This is a genomic window from Caloramator sp. CAR-1 (assembly GCF_030546345.1).
Classification (GTDB): Bacteria; Bacillota; Clostridia; order Clostridiales; family Caloramatoraceae; genus Caloramator; species Caloramator australicus.
This window is the reverse complement of sequence record NZ_JAUONW010000040.1, coordinates 67,694-92,300: the sequence shown is the minus strand read 5'-3', so window position 1 is coordinate 92,300 and position 24,607 is coordinate 67,694. Positions and strand designations below refer to the sequence as shown.

Genomic DNA, 24,607 nt, shown 5'->3' with positions numbered 1-24,607 from the left:
CATGGAGGATGCCATGAAAATACTTGTTGATGCCGATGCATGTCCCGTTAAAGATATAATAATCGATACAGCTAAAGAATACAATGTTGAAGTTATTATGTTTTCAGATACCAGCCATATTCTCAATTATGATAATTGTAAGATAATCATCGTAGACAAAGGCAGAGATTCTGTAGATTTTGCCTTAATAAATGAAGTATCTCCAAAGGACATAGTCATAACCCAGGATTATGGCGTAGCTGCAATGGCCCTTTCTAAAGAAGCCTATGCTTTAAATTACAACGGCCTAATTTTTAATAAGCATAACATAGACTCCCTTTTAATGCAAAGATATATAGCTTCAAAGGTTCGTAATGCAGGTGGAAAGATGGGGGGCATAAAAAAAAGAAACAAACAAAACGATCTACATTTCAAAAAAAGCCTTGAACTTTTAATCAAACAAATTAAAGGGCCCTAAAGGCCCTATTTTAAATTTGAAACTTCGATTGAATTTTTCATATTTATTTCCTTTGAAACCCCTAAAATATATTTTAAATCCTCACTATTAATCTTTTCATTGTATTTATCCAATCTATCCAATGTAATTGTTTTCACATGAAGTCTTCCCTTTTCATAAAACTTTAGTCTATATACAGGTATTAAATCCAAATCCTTAATATAAGTTCTTTTGTCTTCTTTTTCTAAAGTAAGATTAACAATAAGACCTATATCAGTATATTTGTCCTTTTGATTGGATATAAAATTTCCTAATGAATAATTAAATATTACCCATCTTCCATCTTTAGTTTTATATGCTTCACTTTCCCTTACAACATGTGGGTGATTACCTACTATATAATCAGCCCCTAAATCTGCTATTTTTCTAAAGAGTTCCCTTTCTTTAACAGTAGCATTTCTTATATATTCTGTCCCATAATGTAAATAAACGATGCAAAAATCACAATTACTTTTTATATTTTTTATATCCTTCTCTATTGTTTTTAAATCCAAAATATTAACATATCCAAGCCCACTAGACCTTCCGTTTATAAATTGAGTATAGGCTAAAAAACCAATCTTTATTCCATTGATGTCAAGGATCAGGGCTCTATCTTTTTGATTACCTGCTCCAATACTTTTTATTCCCTTTAAGCTATAATTTTTCAATGTCCCTTTTAATCCGTCAAGACCTGTATCAAGGCTATGATTATTAGCTAAAACTACAGCATCAAAACCAGCCCATTTTAATGCATCTATAGCCTCAATAGGAGAATTAAAATTAGGATATCCAGATGGAGGCAATTTAGTATTTACATTACCTTCAAAATTAAAAACTGCATAGTCAGCTTTACTAATAATGTCCTTAATTTCGCTAAAGGAGGGTTTAAAATCATATCCCTTATTCGTCCTTGCACTGTTTATCTGTGGCTTATGGAAAATAACATCTCCAACCATAACTATTTTTGCTGATTTTTTAGGTTTTTCTACTACTATTTTTTCTTGCTGCTCCTTTAATTTATCTACACCATTACAGGATAGAAATAAAAGCAATGTAGCTCCCGCTAAAAAAAAACTTAAAATTCTTTTCATAACTCTCTCCTTTTTAAAAAAGGAGCTGATTATCAGCTCCTTTATTCTCCCCATCCTTCTGGGAACTCTGCATTATGCCATACATTTTGAACATCATCATTTTCTTCTAATCTGTCTAAAAGTTTTTCAAACTTTTCTGCAGCCTCACCATCTAATGCTACATAAGTGCTTGGTATCATCGATACTTCAGCTGAAGCAAGTTTTATTCCATTGTTTTCTAGAGCTTCCCTTACCTTTGAAAAATCCTCAGGAGAAGTTGTAATTTCATAAGCATCCTCTTCAGAGGAAAAATCTTCAGCACCAGCATCAAGGGCCATCATCATAAGAGAATCTTCATCAATTCCCTCTTCCTTTTCAACTATTATAAGTCCCTTTTTCTCAAACAAGAAGGAAACGCAGCCTGTTGCCCCTAAGTTACCACCAAATTTTTCAAATATATGTCTTACATCACCTGCAGTTCTATTTCTGTTATCTGTTAAAGCTTGAACGATAACAGCAACACCATTTGGGCCATATCCTTCATAAATGATTTCTTCATATGTTACATCTTTTAGCTCTCCTGTTGCCCTTTTAATAGCCCTTTGGATGTTTTCCATAGGCATATTGTTAGCCTTTGCCTTAGCGATAACATCCCTTAATCTTGAATTTGCCTCAGGATTTGGTCCACCTTCCTTAACCGCAACCTGAATTTCTTTACCTATTTTTGTAAAAATTTTTCCTCTAAGAGCGTCTTGCTTACCTTTTCTATGTTTAATATTCGCCCATTTTGAATGTCCTGCCATATTTATTCCCCCTTCTAAGTTAAATTACTATTATTCTTTTACATCACTTGCTACTTGGGACAAATATTTTAGGCATTTCCCTTTTATGCTGGCTCTTTCTATTTAATTCATCGACAATATTTCTAACCCTTTCTGTAGCTTTACCTGTCAATATATATTCATCAAGTTCTTTATAAGTTATACCCATTTCCTTTTCGTCTGTTTGGTTTTCCCAAAGTCCTGCACTTGGAGCCTTGTTTATAATCTCTTCAGGAACATTAAAGTATCTTGCAAGGTCCCAAACCTCATGCTTAACAAAGGATGCAAGCGGAAGGATATCAACTCCGCTGTCACCATATTTAGTAAAATAACCAACAGTAAGCTCACTTTTATTGCCTGTTCCTGCAACAAGGTAATTTAAAAGTGCAGCATGATAGTAGAGCGTAGTCATCCTTAGCCTTGGTTTTATATTGGCAAGGGCAAGTCGGTTTTCATTTCCTGTTGAACCTACAGCCCTTAAAAGCGAATCATAAACTTCATCTAAAACTACTTTTTTATATCTTATGTTTAATCTATCAGCAAGCAACAGAGCGTCCTTTTCATCCTGAGGATTGCTATAGCAAGGCATAATAATCCCTAAGGTATCATCAGGAAAAGCTTTTTTTGCAGCAGCAGCTACAACGGCAGAATCAACCCCACCGCTAAGCCCAAGGACAATTCCCTTTGCATTTGCTTCTTTAACCCTATCCTTTAACCATTCAACCAGCTCATTGGCAACCCTTTCTACATCAAACATCCTAATACCTCCCTGAAGCTTTCTTTTAAGATATTAGCATATTAATGAATAACTTTCAATATTGTAAGGTATAAAAACATCAATAATTAAAAAACTAAACTATAGGTGATATAAATGAGGGATAAGATAAAAATTTATATAATAGGCCTTTTAACAGGAATTTGTAATGGGCTTTTTGGTGCTGGCGGTGGAACTTTATTAGTCCCTGCCATGAACCATATCCTAAAAATAGAACAGCACAAAGCCCATGCAACAGCTATTGCAATAATCCTTCCTCTTTCTATAATAAGCTCAGTTTTTTATATTTCAAAATCCCTTGTAGACTGGAATTTAACCCTTAAAGTTGTGATAGCCAACGTAATCGGAGGATATATAGGTGCAAAAATACTTAATAAATTTACAGATGGAACTTTAAAGCTAATCTTTGGAATTTTTATGATAATCGCAGGAATAAGGATGGTGTTCTTTAAGTGATTATTTTTATAATTAGCTTAATTTCTGGAATTATTAGCGGAATGGGAATTGGAGGAGGGACAATTTTAATACCTGCTCTAATTATATTTTTAAATGTAAAGCAGCAAATTGCACAAAGCACTAACCTTCTTATTTTTGTTCCCACATCCATTGTTGCTTTATATACCCATATTAAACAGGGCAACATAGAAAAAAACGTTTTAAAAATCCTCATCATTTTTGGTATTATTGGTTCAATCATAGGCTCCATTCTTGCCGTTAGTTTAGGCTCAAGCCTTTTAAAGAAAATGTTCGGTATTTTTCTTCTCTTTATGGGAGCCTATGAAATTTATTTAAGCAGAAAAGAAAAGGCTCACCGTCAAAGCTGACGGTAAGCCCTTTAGAACTCCTTCATAACGCAATGTCCGTAAACAACTTCCATTCCAAAACCTTTTGACTTTTCTATTAGTTCTTGGCTTTCTGCACCTGGTTGGAACCATATATATTTAATATTTAATTTATTTGCTTCATCCACATAAGTTCCACCTAAGGCTGGATTTATAACCATATCTACAGCCTCAGGAACCTCTGGTAAGTCTAATAGTGATTTATATGATTTTTCACCATCTACGTCTAGTCCCTTTGGATCCACAGCATATACCCTATACCCCTTATTTTTTAGAAAATTATAGATTTTGTAAGCAAACTTTTCCTTGTTAGATACGCTGCCAACAACAGCCCAAATCTTCTTTTCCTTAAACTCATTAATATTCATGATTCTTGCACCTCCATAATCCTTTCTGCTTCATCTACAAAGACTAAATTATTGTCTGTAACTTTAATTATATCATTTCCCCCCATTATTTCAATTATATCAGAATGAATTTTTTCAAATTCTTCTTCCAAACACACACCCTGTATCCGTATATTTTCCATGTATTCTACATCTAAAATTTTTATATTTTTACTTTGAAGATAATAATTTATCTTCCCATATTTTTCATAGTCTACAATCATAGAAAACTTTATTCCCATTTTTCTTTTTACCTTGCCTGCAGCATCCACACCTTGTTTGCAGGATGCACTATACGCCCTTACAAGTCCTCCTGCACCTAATAGAATTCCTCCAAAATACCTTGTTACAACAACTGCAACATCATTAACATTTTCCCTCTTTAAAACCTCTAAAACTGGTGGTCCAGCAGTTCCTTGGGGCTCACCATCGTCAGAATACCTCATAGATATGCCATTATTAGTTATATAGGCATATACATTATGAGTTGCATCCTTATATTTTTCTTTTATCGAATTTATAAAATCCATGGCCTCTTCTTCGTTTTTTATCCTCTTTATGTTACAAATAAATAAAGACTTCTTTTCCTCAAAGGAAACCTCAACTTGTCTTAAAACTGTCCAATCTTCCTTAAACATCCTCTCACCTCAGAACAAATTTTTGGTAAATGATAAATTATAATGTTGACTAATATAGTTGTATTTTTTAAAAATATATGTTAAGATAAATTAAGCTTAAATTTTATTTAAGGAGGTTTGACCCTATGATTACAAAAGATATGGGTATAATTGAAATAGTTCAAAAATATCCTCAAACAGCTCAAGTTTTTGCTAAATACGGAATGGGCTGTTTAGGTTGCATAGCAGCTAGATACGAAACTCTAGAACAAGGCGCTATGGCACATGGTATCAATCTAGATGCTATGTTAAAGGATCTAAACGAAGCTATAAAAGGCTAATAAATTGCCAGGGGTTACCCTGGCATTTTTATTTCATCAAAAATCTCTTTCAAAATATTTATTCCATTTGTTATATCATCATAATCAGTTTGAGCAAAACTTAGTCTAAAATTGTTACTACTTCTTGAATCGAAATAGAAGGCCCTACCAGGAGCAATCGCAATTCCCCTTTTCTTTGCGTTATAAGCTATTATCGTTGCATCCAATTCAGATTCAACCCAAAAATGAATTCCACCCTTAGGATCTTTAAATCTTATATCCTTTATCTCGCTTAATTTTTCCTTCATTAAGCAATATCTTTTATAATAAATATCCTTAAGATTGTTTAAATGTCTTGTCCACAAACCTTCCCTAAGATATAAATCAAAGGCCCTTTGAATTAAACTTGACGTTGAAATGTCCGTATTTTGTTTTGCAAAAACTAAATTTCTAGATATATTAAAAGGAGATACTATCACTGCAAGTCTAAGTCCTGGCATGAAAATTTTTGAAAAACTTTTAATAAAAATAACTCTATCACAAAAATCAAGAGTCTTTAAAGGTTCATTAGGCTTTTTAGAAAAGTTGATTTCAGTTAAAAAATCATCCTCCAAAATATATGTATTATATTTTAATGCCAAGTTTATAAGTTCCAATTTCTTTTCAACAGTATAGGTTATAGACGTAGGGTTTTGATAATTAGGCATTACGTATATAAGTTTAACTTTTTGCTTTTTTAATACATCCTCAAGTTCATCAAGATCCAATCCATCCTCTTTAAGCGGGATTTCGATAATATTTGCTCCCCTATTTTTAAATATCGCTGCTGCACCTGTATAGGTAGGACTTTCAACTACAATAGCATCATTAAAATTAACCAGCACCTTTGCCACAAGGTCTATTCCCTGCTGGGCACCTGAAACGATGCTAATATTATCTATTTCGCATTCAATTCCGCATTCCTCCAAATATTTCCAAATGGACTCCCTTAGCGGGAAATATCCTTGAGGCTCAACATAATTAAAGGCACTAGCTCCATCCCTATCTAAAATTCTATTTATGACAAATTTAAAATCCTCAACAGGAAAAAGACTGCTTTGCGGTGTTAATGTAGAAAAATTAATTGCTCCGTTGATTTCTTCCCTTTTGGTATTTGTTGCTAAAGGATTTTCTGAAAAAACTTGTATTCTTTCATCATTTTGTTTAGATACAAAAGTCCCACTTCCCACCTTTGTATAGATATATCCCTTTTGTTCTAGAAGTTTATATGCATTAACAACTGTAACGGTATTCACGCTAAGTTTTTTAGAAAGTTCCCTTATTGTAGGAAGCTTTTCATCAGGTTTTATGGCACCTTCCTCAATTAAATTTTTTAAAATCTCATAAAGCTGAATATATTTCGGCTCACTAGAAAACTCATCAAGCTTTATATTTTCATAAAATTTCATAAGACCACCTATTTTCTCATAAAGAAAACTGAAGTAGTTCCTTCGCCAACATGGCTTCCTATTGTTGGACCAATCTCCGATATAACAAATTCTTTAACTTTAAATGTCCTTTCTATTTCTTCCTTAAGTTGCAAACAAAAGTCTAAATTTCTTGAATAATTTAAACCTATTACTTGTTTTTCTATTTCATAACCTCTCTCCTGCATCGTTTCGATCATCTTCTTTATAATTGCCTTTTCTCCCCTTACTTTATCATAGGGAACTATATATCCATTATCAAACTGTAGAATAGGCTTTATATTGAGCAAATTGCCAATAAGAGCCTTAGAACTTGATATTCTTCCTCCTCTTTTTAACATCTCAAGATTTCCAACTGCAAATATATACTCCATCCTATCCCTCATGAAAGTTACTCTATCTATTATTTCTTCCCTTGTTTTTCCTTCCTTGAGCATTAAGGCAGCCTCCCTAACCATAAGGCCATACCCAACAGAAGCACCCTTTGAATCAATAACATCTACATTCTCTTCCCCAAGTTCCTCTCTTGCAACAAGGGCAGATTGATATGTTCCTGAAAGGCCTGAAGAAAAACTAATATATATTATATGATAACCCTCATCTATAAACTTTTTAAATTCTTCTATAAATCTTGCTGGTGTTATCTGAGTAGTCTTTGGAAGTCCCTTAAAGGTTTTTAGCTTTTCATAAAACTCCTCCGTTGTCATAGTTACTCTATCGTAATAAGCCTCATCATCAAAATAAACTATCATAGGGATAATATAAACTCCAAGTTCTTCTGCATAGCTCCTTTCAAGGTCGCAACCGCTATCGGCAATTATTTTTATTTTTTTCATAATCCACCTCCAAATTAATAAACATAATAAACAAGCTCCTCAATGAGCTCCTCTTCTCCATATGTTGTAAAACTTCTCAAGGACTGATTGATTAATCCCTTTTGTGATAAATAATCTAAAAGATAATTCAAGTCTCCATTTAACTGTTTAAATTCAGGAGAATTTTTAATATCATGAATTGATAAAAACTGCTTTTTTTCCTTTAAAAATTCAATTATGGGCATGGCAAGAGTAGAAATATTTTGATCAAGATATTTTTCAATAAAATCAAGAACGGTATATATCTTTTCCTTTAAAGTTTTTTGTGTATTTAATATATTAAAAAGCTTATCTACTTCCTCATCCATACTAACAGCAAAGGATAAAATATCCTTATCGGTTATATATCCCTTTACATTTAACTGTAGCCTAGCAAAATTTGTAATAAGATCTACTATCCATTGAAAGGAAGTTTCATATTTTCCTGTATAGTAGTATTTTCTTGAATAATGTAAACAGTTAAATATATTACATAATATCTCAAGATTTCTAATATTTCTATCCCTATCATAGTAAAACCTTATTGAATTAAATAGATCCTTAATCTCATCATCTAAGCAATAAACTAATTTCCCTGTAAAAAAGGCTTTATGGAAGGTTCCTCCCTTTAATAGGTTGGTATAAGACTTAATAAAAATTTCCTTTGATATATAGTTAACCTGAATAGGGACATCATTGATTTTGCTGTATAAATTCATTAATTTATTTTGTTCCTTGGTTATTACAAAGAAATCTATATCCGATTCCTCCCAAATATCGCCAGATACAATGCTCCCATAAACAATTATAGCAATAACATTGGAATTATTTTTTAACTTACCAAATGCCTTATCGTATGCCTCCTGATAGGATTTTATTAAATTAGTCACATTACCCTCCCCCATAAAATTTTAAAATAAAAAAAATAATGTTTAATTTATTATATAATTATTATCAAATCATTGTAAAGTATTATTATTTTTGAATATTATAAATACCCTCTACATCCCTATAACCACAACTTGGACATAAAATTATATGCTTACAAATATAGCTTGGATCGCCATCGTTAAGATCTGTAATCTCATACGGCAGGTCTGCAGAATAACTGTCATAATAATTCTCAATCCTATCTAAAATCTCCATCCTATTTCCACATAAAGGACATTTCTTATTATAATCAACCAATCCATTGCAAACTGGACAAATCAACATCTTAAACACCCCTTTTCACATTTCTATCAATAATTTTCCCTTACAACATAAAAAAATACACCCCCTAAATTGGGGGTGTATATTACATCTTTTCAAATTCCGATTTTGGAAGTCCACAAAGTGGGCATACCCAATCTTCAGGAATATCCTCAAACCTTGTTCCTGGAGCTACTCCGTTATCCGGATCACCATTTGCTGGATCATAAACATAGCCACATGCTGGGCATAAATATTTGTCCATAAAAATACCTCCTTATTAATAGTTCTTTTCCATATTATAACCCATTTATTTATATTTTCCAACATTATTATTTATTTTTTTCTCAAACTATTTATAGGTGATAATATGAAAATCTTAACCCAAATTTTTATTTTTGTTACAATATTTTTTATGTTACATAATTTTTTGATTAAAACTCAGCTAAAAGCCTTAAATAATATAACTTTTAAAAAAACAAATAGAAAAATATGCATTGTTCTTGTAGATGGGCTGCGCTTAGATTCCATTAAGTATATGCCATTTTTATTAAATATGATAGACTACAAAAATGGAATCCTTTATAATTCAAAAGCTTTTCCTCCAACTTTATCAAGACCAGGTTACGAAAGAATTTTTACAGGCTCGCCAACTAATATAAACGGAATAACAAGAAACTTTCATCCTGTCCCTTCTTTAATTCCTGACATTTTTCTTCTTGCTAAAAGGTCGGGTTATAAAACAGCCCTATCAGGTTACTACTGGTTTATTGAGCTCTTTCCTTATTCATTTAATTACAGATATACCTATTTTAACAATGATTCAAGGGTTTTTAGCAATGCAATAAATATTATAGATAAATATAACCCTGACATATTATTAGTTCATCCAATGGAGGTTGATAAAGCAGGACATAGGCACGGTGCCTTATCACCAGAATACGAAAAATCTTGCGAAAATGTCGATAATAATATTGAATTTCTATGGAAACATATTAAAGATAAAAATTATACATTAATTGTAACATCAGACCATGGCCATAAGGATGAAGGGGGCCATGGTGATGGCAATGTTCGGTGTATCGAAATTCCACTTATAATCATTGATAATGACATCGAGAAACTAAACTTAGTCCCAAAGGATTGGGTATCTCAGCTTGATGTTGCCCCAACAATCTGTGACCTTTTAAATATTCCTAAAAATTCTTTTATGACAGGAACATCCCTTATACAGGGCAACGACAATTTATCAGTCAATTTAGTTATGGATAATAGAATTATAAAGCTAAACAAGAGATTTCCATTAATTTTTGCCTCTTTTACAGCTTTTATTAGCATTATGATAACAAAATTATTTTATTACTTAAGGAATTTATTATAATCTTTCAATAACCTTAATAAAGGATTGGTTAGCATTTAAGATGGTTTCATTCTCCTTTATATCAAGAAGCTTATAATCCTTTAGAACCACTTTACCGTTAATTATCACTGTCTTTATTTCAGAACCGTTAGCAGCATAAACAATATTTGAATATATATCCGTTGGAGGGTTAAGGTGAGGTTTATTAAAATCGATTAATATTATATCTGCCAAAAAACCCTCCTTAATTTTTCCAAGTTTATCCTCCATACCTATAGCCTTTGCTGCATTTACCGTTGCAAGCTTTAAAGTATCATAGGCGCTTAATGCTGTAGCATCATTGAAGCTGAGTTTTTGAAGAAGGGATGCAGATTTCATTTCATCTATCATATTGAGATTATTATTGCTGGATGCTCCATCAGTCCCTAAAGCTACATTAATTCCATTTTCCATCATCTTTACAATAGGTGCTACACCGCTTGCAAGCTTCATATTGCTTTGGGGGTTATATACCACAGTAAAATCATAATTCTTAACCATAATAATATCATCATCATTTAAGTAAACACAGTGGGCTGCAATAACTTTGTTTTCATCATAAAGTCCGGCATCTTTACAAACCTCAAATGGAGTTTTATTATACTTTTCCCTTATTATGTTTACCTCATCCTTGGTTTCAGCAATGTGAATATGAATAGGTAATTTGTAGTTTCTTGCTATTTCCCCAACCTTTTTTAAAGTTTCAAAGGAACATGTGTATGGTGAATGGGGAGCAATAAATATCTTGATTAAATCATCCTCTTTAAATTCATCATATAAACTTAGCGTCTCATCGATCTGCCTTTCCCACATATCCCCAATTATTGGGCTTCCTAAAAATCCCCTGATGTTTGCCCTTCTGCAGGCCTTTGCAATTGTATCCTCTCTAAAATACATATCTACAAATGATGTAGTTCCGCTTTTTATCATTTCTATAATTCCTAAGAGGGCACCGTTATATATATCTTCCTCAGTTAACCTAGCTTCAAAGGGCCAGATTTTTTCATTTAACCATCTCATTAGGGGCAGCCCCTCTCCATAGCCCCTAAGGAGGGTCATAGGAATATGAGTATGGCAATTTATAAAACCTGGTAGTGCTACACAGCCCTTTCCATCTATAACCTCAAAATTATCCCTTTCTCCTTCATAAACTCCTTCTTTAACCTTTACTATCTTGTTATCTTCAATATAAATATATCCTTTAGGGATAATATAATCTCCTTCCATTGTAATTACTTTTATATTCTCTATTAATAATCTTTTCATCATAACCCTCCTTTTTGGCTTTTATATAATTATATTCGTTATATTCAGAATTTTCAATTAAAATAAAACAAAAAAAATTTAGGGGTGGTTATTTACCACCCCACTGGCTGCCGAGGTAGGACTCGAACCCACGATTGCCTGATCCAGAGTCAGGTGCCTTACCAACTTGGCTACTCGGCATCATCACTTATTATTATAGCAACTTTTTTTAAAATTTCAATATCAATTATATCATTAATTTAATATTTTTATTCATATAAATTAATAAAAATCCCTATGGTGATATAATGAAAAATGAAGTTCCATATCAAGTTCCAAATCCTACTGATGTTGAAAGGCATGCTATTTTAAGATTTTTCCTAAAATCAGATAATCGTGAGGAGGATTTTCATGAAATAATAAAGCTTCTTTCACCTCCACCAAACATTGAAAAAATCGCATCCAAAGAGCAAGGGAAAAAATTTAAAGTAGCCATTATAGGCGCAGGCCTTTCAGGACTTTGTGCTGCCTATGAACTTAATAAAATAGGATGCGACATTACTATTTTTGAAGCCTCAAACAGAATAGGAGGAAGAGTTAAAACCCACTTTTTTGACAAGTCCAAAAATCAATATGGCGAGCTTGGTCCTATGCGCATTCCACCCTCCCACGAAACAACATGGCACTATATTAATGAATTTAAACTCAGAACCATCCCCTTTATAAGTAAAAGCACATCCTCTTTATTTTTTGTTAGAAATTCATATGCAATTAATAATCCAGTTAGCATAATGGAAAATATATATCCACAATTTGATCTTCCTGATAGGGAGAAAAAAAGAACTCCAGATGAACTAATCGGAAAACTATATAAAAAATATTTCTTTAGCCTTTCAAAGGAAGAAAGAAAGGAACTTTTGCAAATTAAGAGGGATTATTCTAAAAAAATAAAAGAAATTCAAAGCATTTCCTTAAGACAAGGATATGAAAATGTTGGCCTTTCCCAAAATGCTATTTCTTTAATTAGCAATATATCTGCCCTAGAGGGGGATCTTATTAATATAAGCCTCATTGAAATTTTAGCAGAATACTATACATTAGACTTTTTATATACCTACACTATTAAAGGAGGAATAATAAATCTTCCCCTTGCCTTTTATAATCAACTTATAAATTCTAAAGGTCCTGGAAAAGTTAATTTTAGACTTCATAGCCTTGTTAATTCTATAATCCAGTCCCCTTACGATGGTAGAAAAATAATTTTGGAAATATTAGACCTTAACGACAACAGCTATTTTTATAACGATTTTGATTTTGTGATTTGTGCTATTCCCTTTTCAAGCCTAAGAAGAATAAAAGTCAACCCACCATTTACCGTTAGAAAAATGCAGGCAATAAATGAACTTAATTATGAAATAGGCCAAAAAACCTTCCTCTATCTAAAGGAAAGATTTTGGGAGAGGGATAAAAACAACCCCTTAAGTGGAACAACATTAACAGATCTTATTACAATATTAACAGTTTATCCCTCAGATCATTTAGTTCCTATTAAAGGTGAATTATTTAAGTATAAACTAAAAGAAAATACATCATATAAAGAGCCCGGAACACTACTTGCCTCCTACAACTGGAATCAAAATGCCGTAAGACTTGGAAAAGAATACGAAAACTTAAGGATTACAGAAATAATAAGATCTATAGAAAAAATACACAAACTTCCAGAAGGATATATGGATAATAATTTGATAGATTATACCTACATCCTTTGGTCAGAGGTTCCCTTTATATGGGGAGGAGTTTGCTTTATGCTTCCAAATCAAAAAGAACTATTCCTTTATGATTCTACAACCCCAGAAATGAATGGAAGGGTTCATTTTGCAGGTGAGCATGTTTCAACTAAGCACGGATGGATGCAGGGTGCCCTTCAATCAGGGATGCTAGTTGCCAACAATATAGCTAAACTTATAAGGGATAATGATAAATAGGCACAGAAAATTCTGTGCCTATTCTACTTCAAATTCCTTTATCCTACCATAAACATCTTTAGTGGTATTTATACATACAAGTATCCCCTCTTCTGTATATTCTTCCTTTTCAATGCAGTTATTTTGATGCAGATAAGAAACAACTTTAGTATCAGAATATGGAATCAATAGTTTTGCCCTTATCATATCCTTGTAAACATTATCTTGAATAACCTTTAGAAGGACATCTAAATTGGTTCCTTCAACAGCCGATATTTCAACAACATCCTTAAATTTACCCCTTAAAATCTCTAAACTTTCACAATCAGCAATATCCATCTTATTTAAAACAAGAATTTTTCTTTTATCTCCCGCTCCTATTTCCTCTAAAACTGAATTTACGACCTTTATTTGAGCTTCAGCATTTTTATTTGAAGCATCAACTACATGTAAGATAAGATCGCTATAAATTATCTCCTCAAGGGTGGATTTAAAGGCCTCAACAAGTTCATGGGGAAGCTTCCTTATAAACCCAACTGTATCTGAAATTAAAACGTCTTTACCGTTAGGAAGATTAACAAGCCTTGTTGTAGTATCAAGGGTTGCAAAGAGCATGTTTGCTTCAAAAACCTTTTCCTTATCAACCCCTGCAATTTCACAAAGCTTATTTCTTAAAGTAGATTTTCCTGCATTAGTATAACCTACTATTGAAACTACAGGAATTTCATTAGAAAGCCTCTTTTCCCTTTGAACCTGCCTTGTATTTCTTACAGCCTCCAACTCCTTTTCCAAATCATTGATCCTTCTCATTATATGCCTTTTGTCGATTTCCAGCTTCTTTTCTCCAGGTCCCCTTGTTCCAATTCCTCCACCTGTTCTCGAGAGCATGGCTCCAAAGCCTGTTAATCTTGGCAATCTATATTTTAGCTGTGCAAGTTCAACCTGAAGCTTTCCTTCCTTCGACTTTGCCCTTTGGGCAAAAATATCAAGGATTAAGGCTGTTCTATCTATAACTTTACATCCTAAAATTTCTTCAAGATTTCTTATCTGTGCAGGGCTTAATTGATCGTCAAAAATCACCGCATCAGCCATTAGGCTTTGTCTTAAAAGGCTAATCTCCCTTGCCTTACCACTTCCTATATATGTGGCAGGATCAATTTTACTTTTTTTCTGATATAATTTAAAAACCACCTCTGCTCCTGCGGTTTCAGCAAGTTCTTTAAGCTCCTCTAATGACTCTTCAACGGTATATAAATCATCGTTTCCTGCTGCAACCAATATAACCTTTTCCTTAGCTTTTTCCTCCAGGATAAATACTCTTTCCTCTAATTTTTCCTCAACTTCCCTAATAAGTTTTAATGCATCAATCGACTCAATAATCCCTGCTTCATAGGGACCTAATATATCAGCTCTTTTAGAGAGCATTCCATCAATAACACTTATAAGGCCTATCGAAAAATCTATAGGTTTTCCTTCATTAACTCCAACGGCTACCATCATATCAAATCGTAAACTAACCAGTGCCGTTATATCTACAACTGAAAGTTCCCCCTGCCCTGATGGATGGGTATGGATACATCTTATCCCAGATAGGCCTCCTTCTTTTCGTTTTTCAAATATTTCTTCAAGATTTACAGTTTCACTATCACCAATTGCTATATCTACTATTTTACCCCGTCTATTTATATATATAGAAATTTCTCTTTTTAATTCCCAAGAAATCCTTGATAAAACATTTAGGATATCCTTAGAAATTATTAAATTTTTATCTAAATCAATTTCAAACAAAGCCTCTAATTCATTTATATAAGATTTTTTTACTCCTTCTAAATTACCTCTTATCATATCATCACCTCGCTAAATAATTATACATTAATATATTGCTAGAAACAACCAAGACGCCTTGACAAAACATTAACTTTAACTTATATTAAATGATAACAATCTTCGTTAATGGAGGGAATAGGATGGAGTTAATAAATAAAAAAGAAAACATTTTAATAAGTTCAGATGAAATTGCACAAAAAGTTTCTGAACTTGGCAAAAAAATTTCCGAAGACTATAAAGGAAAAAAACTTTATGTTTTGTCACTACTTAGAGGTAGTTTTATATTCACTGCAGACCTTGTAAGACATATAGATGTTCCTGTTAAAATAGGGTTTATGGCAACATCTAGTTATGGACATGGTGAAACCAGCAGCGGTCAAGTAAAGATAGTTCAAGATATAGCAGACGATGTAGAAGGCTACGATGTTTTAATAGTTGATGATATCGTTGATACAGGCATAACTATGAAATTCGTTATGGAATATATCAAATCTAAAAACCCTGCAAGTGTAAAGTCCTGCGTGTTACTCGACAAGCCAGAAAGAAGAAAAGTTGAACTTGTTCCTGATTACTGCTGTTTTACAATTCCCGATGTTTTCGTTGTTGGCTACGGATTAAACTATGGCGATTATTACAGAAATAAGCCTTATATATTCAATTGGGAATAATTAGGGGCACCGTCCGGTGCCTTTTATTTTGAAATTTTAAAAATAATATTGACAAAATTAAATTATAGTAATATTATAATAGTGTAGACACCCCCCTGGGGTATAGTGAGTAAACAAAGCTTAATATAGAGGAGGAATATATTATGGTAATTCATGTAACAGATGCTGATTTCAATGAAAAGGTTTTAAACTCAGATAAAGCTGTATTAGTAGATTTTTGGGCTGAATGGTGCGGACCTTGCAGAATGATAGCTCCAGTTGTTGAAGAAGTTGCTGAAAACCTTAAGGATAACCTTGTTGTTGCAAAACTAAACGTAGATGAAAATCCTATGACTGCTTCACTTTACGGTATTTCAAGCATCCCTACCCTTGTTCTATTCAAAGATGGCAAGCCATTGGGTAAAATAGTAGGATTTAGACCAGCAGCTCAAATTGAAAGTGCTATTAAAGGAGCTTTAGGACTATAATGTTCGATGTAGCTATAATAGGCAAAGGCCCGGCTGGCATTTCAGCTGCTGTTAATGCCTTTGCCAGAAACAAAAGCGTTGTTATATTCGGGGGCGATAGCAAAAAAGTTTTGCTTAGCCCCTCTATTCCTAATTACCCTGGCTTGCCAGAAATATCTGGAAAGGATTTAATGGAAAGGCTTAACGAGCATCTAAAGTTAACTAATGCTACAATAATAAATAAAACCGTAATCGCAGTTTATGCTATGGGCAACTATTTTTCAATTCAAGCAGAAAACGATTTTTATGAAGCAAAATCAGTTATCCTTGCTACAGGCGTCGATTTTAAAAAATCTATAGAAAACGAAGATACATTCCTTGGAAACGGGGTAAGCTACTGTGCAACCTGTGATGCCCCTTTATATAAAGGAAAGGTTGTAGCAGTTGTTGGATATAATCATGAATCCCTTGAAGAGGCTAATTTTTTAGCTGAAGTTTGCCAAAAGGTATATTTTATCCCAATGTTTAAAGGTGACTTCAAATTCAATGAAAATGTTGAAATAATTAATGACAGTCCTATAAAATTTGAAGGATCCTTAAAGGCTGAAAAACTAATACTTAAAAACAACTCAATAGAAGCAGATGGTTTCTTTGTATTAAAGGACAGCCTACCCCTTACAAGCCTTGTGCCTGGCCTTGAGGTTGACGGTCCCCATGTTCTTGTAGATAAAAGGATGGAAACAAACATTAAAGGGCTATTTGCCGCCGGAGACATAACAGGTAAACCCTACCAAGTAGCAAAGGCTATAGGGGAAGGACAAATAGCTGCATTAAATGCTGCTGAATACCTAGATCAAAAAAAATGATGAGGAACTTCCTCATCATTTTTTAATATTATACTCCTGAATATCCTTAGGTGGATTTTCTGTTTTTATCTCAGCATAAGTATCCGGAACCTTTCCTACTATTATGCTCTCAGCAATAGGAATGCTGGAAGTTACAGTAACACTATTCCTTGCAAGAGGAATAATTACCTGAACAGTTGCAGAAACATCTAAGTAAACAATATGCCTTGTTTGGTTTATTCCTGCCGATGAAAATTCAGTCCTATAGGAAGTTAACACAGAACCTACCGGCCTCATTTTAAAGGGTATCCTTGGACCATAATTTGATAAAATCTCTATCCCTGTTAAAACAGCAAGTGGAATTTCCACCCTTCTTTCCTTTATATCGCCAATCCTTTTCTGAACTTCAAGGGCTATTTGAGAACCTAAAATATTTAATTCCACCGTATTCGCCTGAATCATAACAACATTTCCATCCTTATCAGTTTTAACCGACATAATATCGTCATAGGATATCTTATTCCCAAACTCAAATTTAACCGTATTGTTTATAGTTTCTACCGCTGTCCTTCTAGCCTCCTGATCACAATAGGCAATCAAGGTCGGCCTTAAAAAATAATTAAGATAAATCAAAAACAACGTCGCAAAAGTTAAAAGAAGCATCAAATATAATATTAATTTTATTTTAATAGTCCTATATCTTTTCTTCATACAAATCAACCTTAATATTGCTATTTAATTATATGTTTTTCTCAAAAAAAATATTAAAGGACGCAATGCGTCCTTTATGCTACTGACTGGCTATCAAGATTTTCAATCTCATGTATGCTGATTTGTCTCGTGTGCTGCGTATGAGCCCATTCCTTTTTATTCTTATCTATTATTCCTTGTATTGTTATCGGAAGCCATGTTAATGTATAAACTCCATATAGTAAATACCATAAAAATACCTTTAAAGCTGTCTTGCCTTCAAACTTAGCTAAAATTAGTATAAATGAACCTAAAAATATCGTATGGGCAAGCATTATATATATAAGCTTTGAATCAGGATCAAACATATAGTCAAATAAGAATATATTCAATGAATAAAGCGAAAAATAAACTAATAACTTCTTAGACAATTTATTTTCTAAAAACATTACAAAGGGTGTAAATAAAAATTGAAATACCGAAAGCAATTTCCAAACAATTGGCGAGAATAAATAGCTTATTATAAAAATATTCATCCCATCCGCGCTATAGCTTTGAAGGAAGGTTAAAATTGTTGATAACCCAAGTGCAACTATCATAAATGGCTGAATAGTATACAAAGCACAGTCAAAGGCTACAAAATCCCTGTCTTTAATGGCTTTTTTCATTAACTTAAAGAAAAACCTCGAAGCTACATCAGCAAATCCTTGCATCCATCTTTTTCTTTGCCTCCAAGATTGCTTTAAAGTTAAAGGTTTTTCATCATAAACAACCGCGCTATGAGCCCAGCCTACCTTCTGACCATTTAAAACCAATTTACATGTAAATTCTAAGTCTTCAGTAAGACATGTAGCACCCCATCCAATCTCCTTTAAAACTTCCATATCTATGCAAAATCCTGTTCCACCAATTTGATTAGATAATCCTAAATTTGCCCTTGCAAGCTGGAAAAGTCTGTTGGCAGTCCAAAAGGATATTGAATAGGATTCTGATATCCAGGAATCATGGGGGTTTTTGCTGTCTATGTATCCCTGAACGACCTTATACCCCTCTTTTAATTTCCTATTGAGTTCCTTAAGAAAGTTCCTAGATGCTAAATTATCGGCATCAAAAACCACAACTGCATCGTATTTCTTACCCATTTGAAACAAAATGTTAAACATCCATTCAAGGGCATATCCTTTACCTTTTTTTGTAGTATCAAATCTTTCATAAACTATAGCACCGTGCTTTCTTGCAATATTTGCTGTATTGTCGGAGCAGTTATCTGCTATTACATATATATCATATAACTCCTTTGGATAATCAAGCATTTTAAGGCTATCCACAATATTACCTATAACCATTTCTTCATTATGGGCAGCAACTATAAGAGCAAAGGATTTTTCAGGTTCTGAATTTGAATTATTATCCTTTTTTCTATAAAGTCCAAATAACGATATAATAAGATAATACAGTGTAACAATAAAAACACCTACTTGAAAGAAAAAGGTTAAGTTGTAAATCATTTCCTTCATGTTAATTCCTCCATAACTTATTCTGTCTGTTAATATTTTTTGTTTAACCTTTGTTGAATTATACTAATCAAAAACTCCATATCATATTATAAGCCCTTCTTTAGTCCTTCAAAAGTCTGCCTTCGCAATGTTTATAATTTATTTACAAAATGGTAATAAATTGTCCAAAATAATGTATGTGGATAAAAATGTCCACATTTGTTATAATTATTTTAATCAAGCTTTTGCATTCAAGGAGGTTTACTATGGCTGAAAAAAGGAAAAGTAAACGAAAAAACAAAAAAAGAGGCGTATTGAATATATTGTTGATAATATTCCTTTTTATATTCCTTTTTATTTTTGCAGCAGGGATTGGAGTTGCAATTGCAGTTATAAAATCTGCTCCTGAAATTGACGCCAACATACTTGATAACTTAAAGCAGAGCAGCAGAATATATGATAAAGATGGAAACTTTATAGAGGACTTTTCTGATGTTCAAAACAGAACAGTAGTTCCCCTTAAAAAAATACCAAAACATGTTCAGCATGCTTTTATTGCAATTGAGGATGAAAGATTTTATAAACATCACGGAATCGATCCAAAGAGAATATTTGGAGCTTTATGGTATGATATTAAAACAATGTCTAAAGCTCAAGGTGCATCGACAATAACACAGCAGCTTATTAAAAACATCGCTTTATCACCAAAAAAGGATTTTTCAAGAAAACTACAAGAAATGTATCTTGCTATTCAGCTGGAAAGGAAACTTAGCAAGGATCAAATTCTTGAAGGCTACTTAAATACAATATATCTTGGCGGAAGTGCCTATGGCGTCCAAGCTGCTTCAATGTTTTACTTTGGAAAGGATGTAAACGAACTTACAATTGCTGAAGCTGCATTAATTGCAGGGCTCACTCAAAGCCCATATAAATACTACCCCTACAGCAAAAAAAATCAGGAAAATCCAAAGACATATTTAGATAGGCAGCAAACAGTTCTTAAAAAAATGCTAAAGCAGGGGTATATTACTCAAGAGCAATACGATGAAGCGATAAACCAAAAACTTGTTTTTAAAAGCAAGGAATCCCCAAACACAATGAAATATCAGTGGTTTATAGAACCCGCAATTGATGAGATTGCAAAGGACATGGCAGACAAGCTAAATATAACAGAAAGTGAAGCAAAGCAAAGGTTAAGAACTGGAGGATATAACATATATCTTACAATAGACACCAAAATTCAAGAAGCCGCAGAAGCTGTAATCAATGACGATAGTTTCTTTAAACAATTTAATTTAAAACCCTATGCTTCAACTGAAAATTCTCCAAAAGTTTCACAACCTCAAGCAGCTGCAGTTATAATGGACTATTCTACAGGTGAAGTTAGGGCGATAGTTGGCGGACGTGGACCTCATCCATTAAGATCCATGAATAGGGCAACAGACGTAAAAAGGCAGCCAGGTTCAGCAATAAAGCCACTATCAGTTTATGCTCCAGCTATCGATACGCAGCTTGCAACTGCCGCAACCATAATTGAAGATAGTCCCTTCTCACAGGAGCTTTTGGCTGCAACAGGAGGATGGGAACCTAAAAACTACGATAATTCCTATAGAGGAAATGTAACGGTAAGAGAAGCAATTACGCGTTCTATAAACGTTGTAGCAGCTAAACTTTTACTCCAATTAGGAATTGGAACATCCGTTGATTATCTGCAAAATAAATTTCATATATCAACCATAAAAAACTCTGACAAATACGTAGCACCACTTTCCCTTGGTGGTCTTACAGAGGGAGTCTACCCAATTGAAATGGCTGCAGCCTATGGAGTGTTTGGAAATAAAGGAATTTACTCAGAACCTATCCTTTACACAAAGGTTACTGATAGATACAATAACATAATTGTGGAAAGAACCTCTACACAATCAAGATCAATATCAAGTCAAGCTGCTTATATTATGCTTGATATGATGAAGGATGTTGTTAGAAAACCTTACGGAACAGGTGGAAGGGCAAGGTTTGGTTCAATGCCTGTTGCAGGAAAAACAGGAACCACTTCAGACTATACTAACGTTTGGTTCTGCGGTGTAACGCCATATTATTCCGGTGCTGTATGGATAGGCCACGATAAGCCCAATACATCTATTCCTGGACTTAAAAGCTCCCTTGCAGCAAAATTATGGGGAGAAATAATGAAAAGAGCTCATGAAGGCTTAAAAGTAGTTGATTTTGAAAGGCCAAGTGGAATAGTATATGAAAAGGTATGTTTAGATTCAGGAAAATATCCGACAGATTTATGTTTTAATGATCCAAGGGGAAATAGAGTTGTTACTGAGATGTTTATAGACGGAACTCAACCTGTTGAATTGTGTGATTACCATGTAAATATCGTCCCTGAACCAGATATAACAACGCCGGAAAATCCCAGTAATCCACAGGATAATGGGGGGCAAAATCAAGAAACGCAAAATCCAACAAGTAATCCCACCGACCAAAACCAATCCCCTCCTCAAGAGGGTCAAAACCCGCAGCAAACCAATCCAACGCAACCCAAGCAATAGGCCTTTTAGGCCTATTGCTTTTTTAATTTATTTTTCAGCTCATAAAGCTTAATTACCTCTTCTAATGCCTTTGTAATTATCGGCGCACCAAATTCAACATCGTCTGAACCTTCCATCTTACCAGGATCTCCTACTCCTACTACTGGAATATCATATCTACTTAAAACATCCACCGTATCTCCCTTAATTATCTTATCATCCTTTGGGTTACCATCCTTATCAACCGCCTGATGAGTAACATTACCATTCCTATCTATAGAAACATCCACTTCAACGCCAGTTACCTTACTGGTATTTGAAGCTACTGCAACTGCTCCAATTACTTCAACTTCATTTGAATTCAGAATATACTCCATCGCCTTTTCACCATCACCCTTATGGGTGTTGCCCCTATCATCTACCATCACAATTACAGGATCATGCTTTGCTTCCTTGATAAGATCGACTATTTCCTCTCCCGATAATATAGTTGGATTTCCAGCTGATCGTGATATTACCCTTGCACCAATATTTTGTGCTGCTGTTTCTATAGCCCTTTGGGCCATTAAGTCTCCATCCGTAACTATTATTACCCTTTTTTTCATTTAATCAACTCCTAATTTTTTGTCTTTGGATTAAACAATAGAGCCATAATATATCCAAAAAAAATTGCAGCAGCAATTCCAGCAGACGTTGCCTTGACTCCTCCTGTAAAAGCTCCAATTAATCCATACTTTTCAACCTCTCTAATTGCACCTTTAGCAAGGCTGTATCCAAATCCAGGAAGTGGAACTGTAGCTCCTGCTTTACCTATTTTAACAATGGGTTCATATACTCCAATAGCACCTAATATTACACCTGCAGTAACAAAATAAACCAAAATCCTCGCAGGAGTTAAATTAGTTTTATCCATAAGTATTTGAGCAATCAAGCAGATACTTCCTCCAACTAAAAAGGCCCATATATAGTCCATCATGGCATAATACTCCTTTCAATTGTTATAGCATGTGCTATTCCCGGAATGGATTCACCCTGTTGGGTGCTGGTTGGGCTTAAAAGAGCTCCTGTAGATACTATCATTATCCTATTGAGATTTCCATTTATTAATTGCTTATATATATATCCTCCAAATACAGATGCAGAACAGCCACATCCACTTCCTCCTGCATGAACATCTTGGGTTGTAAGGTCAAATATCTCTATTCCAGCATCTGTAAACTTTGTTGTGATATCATATCCATTTTGCTTTATAATATCAGCTGCAATTTCTCTTCCAATTTTAGCCAAGTCTCCGGTCATTATAAGGTCATAATCAGCTGCAGTAAATCCAGTATCCTTAAGATGTCTTAAGATAGTATCAGCTGCAGCCGGTGCCATTGCCGCCCCCATGTTATTGGCATCCTTTATACCAAAATCTACAACTCTTCCTGTGGTAATATAAGTGATGTAAGGTCCACCGCCTTTACTGCCTAAAACTACCGCTCCTGCTCCGGTAACTGTCCACTGAGATGTTGGCGGTCTTTGATTCCCATGTTCTAAGGGGAATCTAAACTGCCTTTCTGCTGATGAAAAGTGACTTGAGGTTGCAGCAATTGTAATATCGGCAAATCCTCCATCCACCATCATTGCAGCAAGGCTCATAGCCTCAGTTAAGGTAGAACATGCACCGTATAGACCAAAAAAGGGGATGCCAAGTTCTCTTGCAGCAAAGCTTGAAGAAATTATTTGATTAAGAAGGTCCCCTGCAAAAAAGTAATCAACCTGGTCTGGCGATAAGTTTATTTTATTCATAGCAAGCCTTACTGCTTCTCGCAGCATTTTTGACTCTGCCTTCTCCCAAGACTTTTCACCAAAAAGGTCGTCCTCTAAAACGATATCAAAATAATCCTTTAAAGGTCCCTCTCCTTCCTTAGGTCCTACTATAGTTGCAGTAGATAAAATAGACGGCGGATTTTTTAGCTTTATAGTATGAAGGCCTATCTTTTTTTCTGCCATATGCTTCACCTCGCAAGCATTTTAACAAGATAATAAATTATACCAACAATAATAGATGAAGAAATCCCATAAACTAAAATAGGTCCTGCAATAACAAACATTTTAGAACCTACACCAAAAATATATCCTTCCCTTTTATATTCCATTGCAGGCGATACTATTGAATTAGCAAAGCCAGTAATTGGAACGATAGATCCTGCTCCTGCATACTTTCCTATATTATCATAAACCCCTAATCCAGTTAAAAATGCACCTAAAAAAACCATGACTGTAGCTACATAGTATCCGACATCATCCTTTGAAATTCCAAAGGATAAAAACAAATTCATAAAAAACTGACCTACATCACAAATAAGACCTCCAACTACAAAGGCAAAAATAGCATCCTTGATAAGGGATGACTGGGGAACTTTTTTCTGAACTAACTGCTGATATATATTTTTTATTTCATTTTCCTTGCGTTTTTCCATACTATCACCTTACTTCCTTTATCTTTTCATTTTCTCCTACTATAAAGGAGTTAAGGTCTATTTTATTTTTATCATAATCAAACCTTAAAAGTTTATCCTCCTTTTGCCTTACCGTTGAAACATCGCTTCTTTTATGATTATTAAACATAAAACCACCTCCGACTACTAAATATTTTTCCCATCCATAAAAAAAAAATACAAAAAA

29 protein-coding genes and 1 tRNA gene are annotated in these 24,607 nt (G+C 33.8%); 10 read left to right on the top strand and 20 right to left on the bottom strand.

Annotated features, from left to right (window positions below; all coding sequences use genetic code 11):
• Positions 1-13 precede the first annotated feature (13 nt).
• Complete coding sequence (locus Q3V94_RS11280) at positions 14-457, top strand: YaiI/YqxD family protein (RefSeq protein WP_303527797.1); 444 nt, start codon at positions 14-16, stop codon at positions 455-457.
• Between the two features lie 5 nt (positions 458-462).
• Here Q3V94_RS11280 and Q3V94_RS11275 read toward each other — a convergent pair whose 3' ends face one another.
• The 3 genes from Q3V94_RS11275 to nadE are packed head-to-tail and all read right to left on the bottom strand — an operon-like array spanning position 463 to position 3,126.
• Positions 463-1,569, bottom strand: a complete 1,107-nt coding sequence (locus Q3V94_RS11275) for a CapA family protein (RefSeq protein ID WP_303527796.1) — start codon at positions 1,567-1,569, stop codon at positions 463-465.
• A gap of 41 nt (positions 1,570-1,610) precedes the next feature.
• A complete protein-coding gene (locus Q3V94_RS11270) occupies positions 1,611-2,351 on the bottom strand; it encodes a YebC/PmpR family DNA-binding transcriptional regulator (RefSeq protein ID WP_274765816.1) in 741 nt (246 codons plus the stop codon).
• A 43-nt stretch (positions 2,352-2,394) separates the two neighbouring features.
• Positions 2,395-3,126 (bottom strand): NAD(+) synthase, encoded by a 732-nt coding sequence (nadE, locus tag Q3V94_RS11265; protein WP_303527794.1) that lies wholly within the window; start codon positions 3,124-3,126, stop codon positions 2,395-2,397.
• 114 nt (positions 3,127-3,240) lie between these two features.
• Here nadE and Q3V94_RS11260 point away from each other — a divergent pair, with 114 nt between their 5' ends.
• Both Q3V94_RS11260 and Q3V94_RS11255 read left to right on the top strand, forming a co-directional pair.
• Complete coding sequence (locus Q3V94_RS11260) at positions 3,241-3,600, top strand: sulfite exporter TauE/SafE family protein (protein ID WP_274765817.1); 360 nt, start codon at positions 3,241-3,243, stop codon at positions 3,598-3,600.
• Entirely contained in the window at positions 3,597-3,968 is a 372-nt protein-coding gene (locus Q3V94_RS11255) for a sulfite exporter TauE/SafE family protein (protein WP_303527787.1), read from the top strand. Before Q3V94_RS11260 ends, Q3V94_RS11255 begins: the two co-directional genes overlap by 4 nt.
• A gap of 11 nt (positions 3,969-3,979) precedes the next feature.
• Here the strand turns inward: Q3V94_RS11255 and Q3V94_RS11250 are convergent, their stop codons facing one another.
• Both Q3V94_RS11250 and Q3V94_RS11245 read right to left on the bottom strand, forming a co-directional pair.
• Positions 3,980-4,354: a CoA-binding protein gene (locus Q3V94_RS11250; protein WP_274765818.1), complete on the bottom strand. Its 375-nt coding sequence runs from the start codon at positions 4,352-4,354 to the stop codon at positions 3,980-3,982.
• Positions 4,351-5,010 carry a YigZ family protein gene (locus Q3V94_RS11245; RefSeq protein ID WP_303527782.1) on the bottom strand — a complete coding sequence of 220 codons (660 nt, stop codon included), beginning with the start codon at positions 5,008-5,010 and terminating at the stop codon, positions 4,351-4,353. Before Q3V94_RS11245 ends, Q3V94_RS11250 begins: the two co-directional genes overlap by 4 nt.
• A gap of 125 nt (positions 5,011-5,135) precedes the next feature.
• Between Q3V94_RS11245 and Q3V94_RS11240 the strand changes: the two genes are divergently transcribed.
• Positions 5,136-5,330: a DUF1858 domain-containing protein gene (locus tag Q3V94_RS11240; protein WP_008909468.1), complete on the top strand. Its 195-nt coding sequence runs from the start codon at positions 5,136-5,138 to the stop codon at positions 5,328-5,330.
• A gap of 14 nt (positions 5,331-5,344) precedes the next feature.
• Here the strand turns inward: Q3V94_RS11240 and Q3V94_RS11235 are convergent, their stop codons facing one another.
• The 5 genes from Q3V94_RS11235 to rd form a co-directional block, all read right to left on the bottom strand.
• Positions 5,345-6,757: a PLP-dependent aminotransferase family protein gene (locus tag Q3V94_RS11235; RefSeq protein WP_274765820.1), complete on the bottom strand. Its 1,413-nt coding sequence runs from the start codon at positions 6,755-6,757 to the stop codon at positions 5,345-5,347.
• Between the two features lie 8 nt (positions 6,758-6,765).
• On the bottom strand, positions 6,766-7,611 hold the full coding sequence (locus Q3V94_RS11230) for a DegV family protein (protein ID WP_303527777.1): 846 nt from the start codon (positions 7,609-7,611) through the stop codon (positions 6,766-6,768).
• Between the two features lie 14 nt (positions 7,612-7,625).
• Positions 7,626-8,519, bottom strand: a complete 894-nt coding sequence (locus tag Q3V94_RS11225) for a nucleotidyltransferase domain-containing protein (protein ID WP_303527775.1) — start codon at positions 8,517-8,519, stop codon at positions 7,626-7,628.
• 85 nt (positions 8,520-8,604) lie between these two features.
• The gene (locus Q3V94_RS11220; protein ID WP_008909472.1) at positions 8,605-8,844 is read right to left on the bottom strand and encodes a hypothetical protein; all 240 of its coding nucleotides are present in this window, start codon (positions 8,842-8,844) and stop codon (positions 8,605-8,607) included.
• A gap of 82 nt (positions 8,845-8,926) precedes the next feature.
• On the bottom strand, positions 8,927-9,085 hold the full coding sequence (gene rd / locus Q3V94_RS11215; protein ID WP_008909473.1) for a rubredoxin: 159 nt from the start codon (positions 9,083-9,085) through the stop codon (positions 8,927-8,929).
• Between the two features lie 105 nt (positions 9,086-9,190).
• Here rd and Q3V94_RS11210 point away from each other — a divergent pair, with 105 nt between their 5' ends.
• Entirely contained in the window at positions 9,191-10,201 is a 1,011-nt protein-coding gene (locus Q3V94_RS11210) for an alkaline phosphatase family protein (protein ID WP_303527772.1), read from the top strand.
• Here the strand turns inward: Q3V94_RS11210 and Q3V94_RS11205 are convergent.
• Both Q3V94_RS11205 and Q3V94_RS11200 read right to left on the bottom strand, forming a co-directional pair.
• Complete coding sequence (locus Q3V94_RS11205) at positions 10,196-11,485, bottom strand: amidohydrolase (RefSeq protein ID WP_008909475.1); 1,290 nt, start codon at positions 11,483-11,485, stop codon at positions 10,196-10,198. The genes Q3V94_RS11210 and Q3V94_RS11205 overlap by 6 nt on opposite strands.
• A 104-nt stretch (positions 11,486-11,589) precedes the next feature.
• Positions 11,590-11,665 (bottom strand) — tRNA-Gln (locus tag Q3V94_RS11200).
• Between the two features lie 107 nt (positions 11,666-11,772).
• On the opposite strand from Q3V94_RS11200, the gene Q3V94_RS11195 reads away from it, so the two are divergent.
• A complete protein-coding gene (locus tag Q3V94_RS11195; protein ID WP_008909476.1) occupies positions 11,773-13,449 on the top strand; it encodes an NAD(P)/FAD-dependent oxidoreductase in 1,677 nt (558 codons plus the stop codon).
• An 18-nt stretch (positions 13,450-13,467) separates the two neighbouring features.
• Here the strand turns inward: Q3V94_RS11195 and hflX are convergent, their stop codons facing one another.
• Positions 13,468-15,273, bottom strand: coding sequence for a GTPase HflX (gene hflX, locus Q3V94_RS11190; protein ID WP_008909477.1), 1,806 nt, complete (start codon positions 15,271-15,273; stop codon positions 13,468-13,470).
• A 122-nt stretch (positions 15,274-15,395) separates the two neighbouring features.
• Between hflX and hpt the strand changes: the two genes are divergently transcribed.
• The 3 genes from hpt (at position 15,396) to Q3V94_RS11175 (ending at position 17,235) form a co-directional block, all read left to right on the top strand.
• Entirely contained in the window at positions 15,396-15,923 is a 528-nt protein-coding gene (gene hpt / locus Q3V94_RS11185) for a hypoxanthine phosphoribosyltransferase (protein WP_008909478.1), read from the top strand.
• A 143-nt stretch (positions 15,924-16,066) separates the two neighbouring features.
• Complete coding sequence (gene trxA, locus Q3V94_RS11180; protein ID WP_008909480.1) at positions 16,067-16,390, top strand: thioredoxin; 324 nt, start codon at positions 16,067-16,069, stop codon at positions 16,388-16,390.
• The gene (locus Q3V94_RS11175) at positions 16,390-17,235 is read left to right on the top strand and encodes an NAD(P)/FAD-dependent oxidoreductase (RefSeq protein ID WP_303527766.1); all 846 of its coding nucleotides are present in this window, start codon (positions 16,390-16,392) and stop codon (positions 17,233-17,235) included. Before trxA ends, Q3V94_RS11175 begins: the two co-directional genes overlap by 1 nt.
• 15 nt (positions 17,236-17,250) lie before the next feature.
• Here Q3V94_RS11175 and yunB read toward each other — a convergent pair whose 3' ends face one another.
• Both yunB and Q3V94_RS11165 read right to left on the bottom strand, forming a co-directional pair.
• Complete coding sequence (gene yunB / locus Q3V94_RS11170; RefSeq protein ID WP_303527764.1) at positions 17,251-17,925, bottom strand: sporulation protein YunB; 675 nt, start codon at positions 17,923-17,925, stop codon at positions 17,251-17,253.
• Between the two features lie 74 nt (positions 17,926-17,999).
• Positions 18,000-19,421: a glycosyltransferase family 2 protein gene (locus Q3V94_RS11165; protein ID WP_303527762.1), complete on the bottom strand. Its 1,422-nt coding sequence runs from the start codon at positions 19,419-19,421 to the stop codon at positions 18,000-18,002.
• A gap of 245 nt (positions 19,422-19,666) precedes the next feature.
• Here Q3V94_RS11165 and Q3V94_RS11160 point away from each other — a divergent pair, with 245 nt between their 5' ends.
• A complete protein-coding gene (locus Q3V94_RS11160) occupies positions 19,667-21,958 on the top strand; it encodes a transglycosylase domain-containing protein (protein ID WP_303527759.1) in 2,292 nt (763 codons plus the stop codon).
• An 11-nt stretch (positions 21,959-21,969) separates the two neighbouring features.
• On the opposite strand, the gene Q3V94_RS11155 is transcribed toward Q3V94_RS11160, so the two are convergent.
• Genes Q3V94_RS11155 through Q3V94_RS11135 form a run of 5 tightly spaced genes read right to left on the bottom strand, consistent with a single transcriptional unit; the run spans position 21,970 to position 24,550 of the window.
• A complete protein-coding gene (locus Q3V94_RS11155; RefSeq protein ID WP_303527756.1) occupies positions 21,970-22,542 on the bottom strand; it encodes a stage V sporulation protein AE in 573 nt (190 codons plus the stop codon).
• An 11-nt stretch (positions 22,543-22,553) separates the two neighbouring features.
• A complete protein-coding gene (gene spoVAE, locus Q3V94_RS11150; RefSeq protein ID WP_303527859.1) occupies positions 22,554-22,910 on the bottom strand; it encodes a stage V sporulation protein AE in 357 nt (118 codons plus the stop codon).
• Positions 22,910-23,932 carry a stage V sporulation protein AD gene (spoVAD, locus tag Q3V94_RS11145; protein WP_303527753.1) on the bottom strand — a complete coding sequence of 341 codons (1,023 nt, stop codon included), beginning with the start codon at positions 23,930-23,932 and terminating at the stop codon, positions 22,910-22,912. The genes spoVAE and spoVAD overlap by 1 nt, the downstream gene beginning before the upstream one ends.
• Before the next feature lie 5 nt (positions 23,933-23,937).
• Entirely contained in the window at positions 23,938-24,402 is a 465-nt protein-coding gene (gene spoVAC, locus Q3V94_RS11140) for a stage V sporulation protein AC (protein WP_008909488.1), read from the bottom strand.
• A 4-nt stretch (positions 24,403-24,406) separates the two neighbouring features.
• Positions 24,407-24,550, bottom strand: a complete 144-nt coding sequence (locus tag Q3V94_RS11135; protein WP_274765832.1) for a hypothetical protein — start codon at positions 24,548-24,550, stop codon at positions 24,407-24,409.
• Positions 24,551-24,607 lie beyond the last annotated feature (57 nt).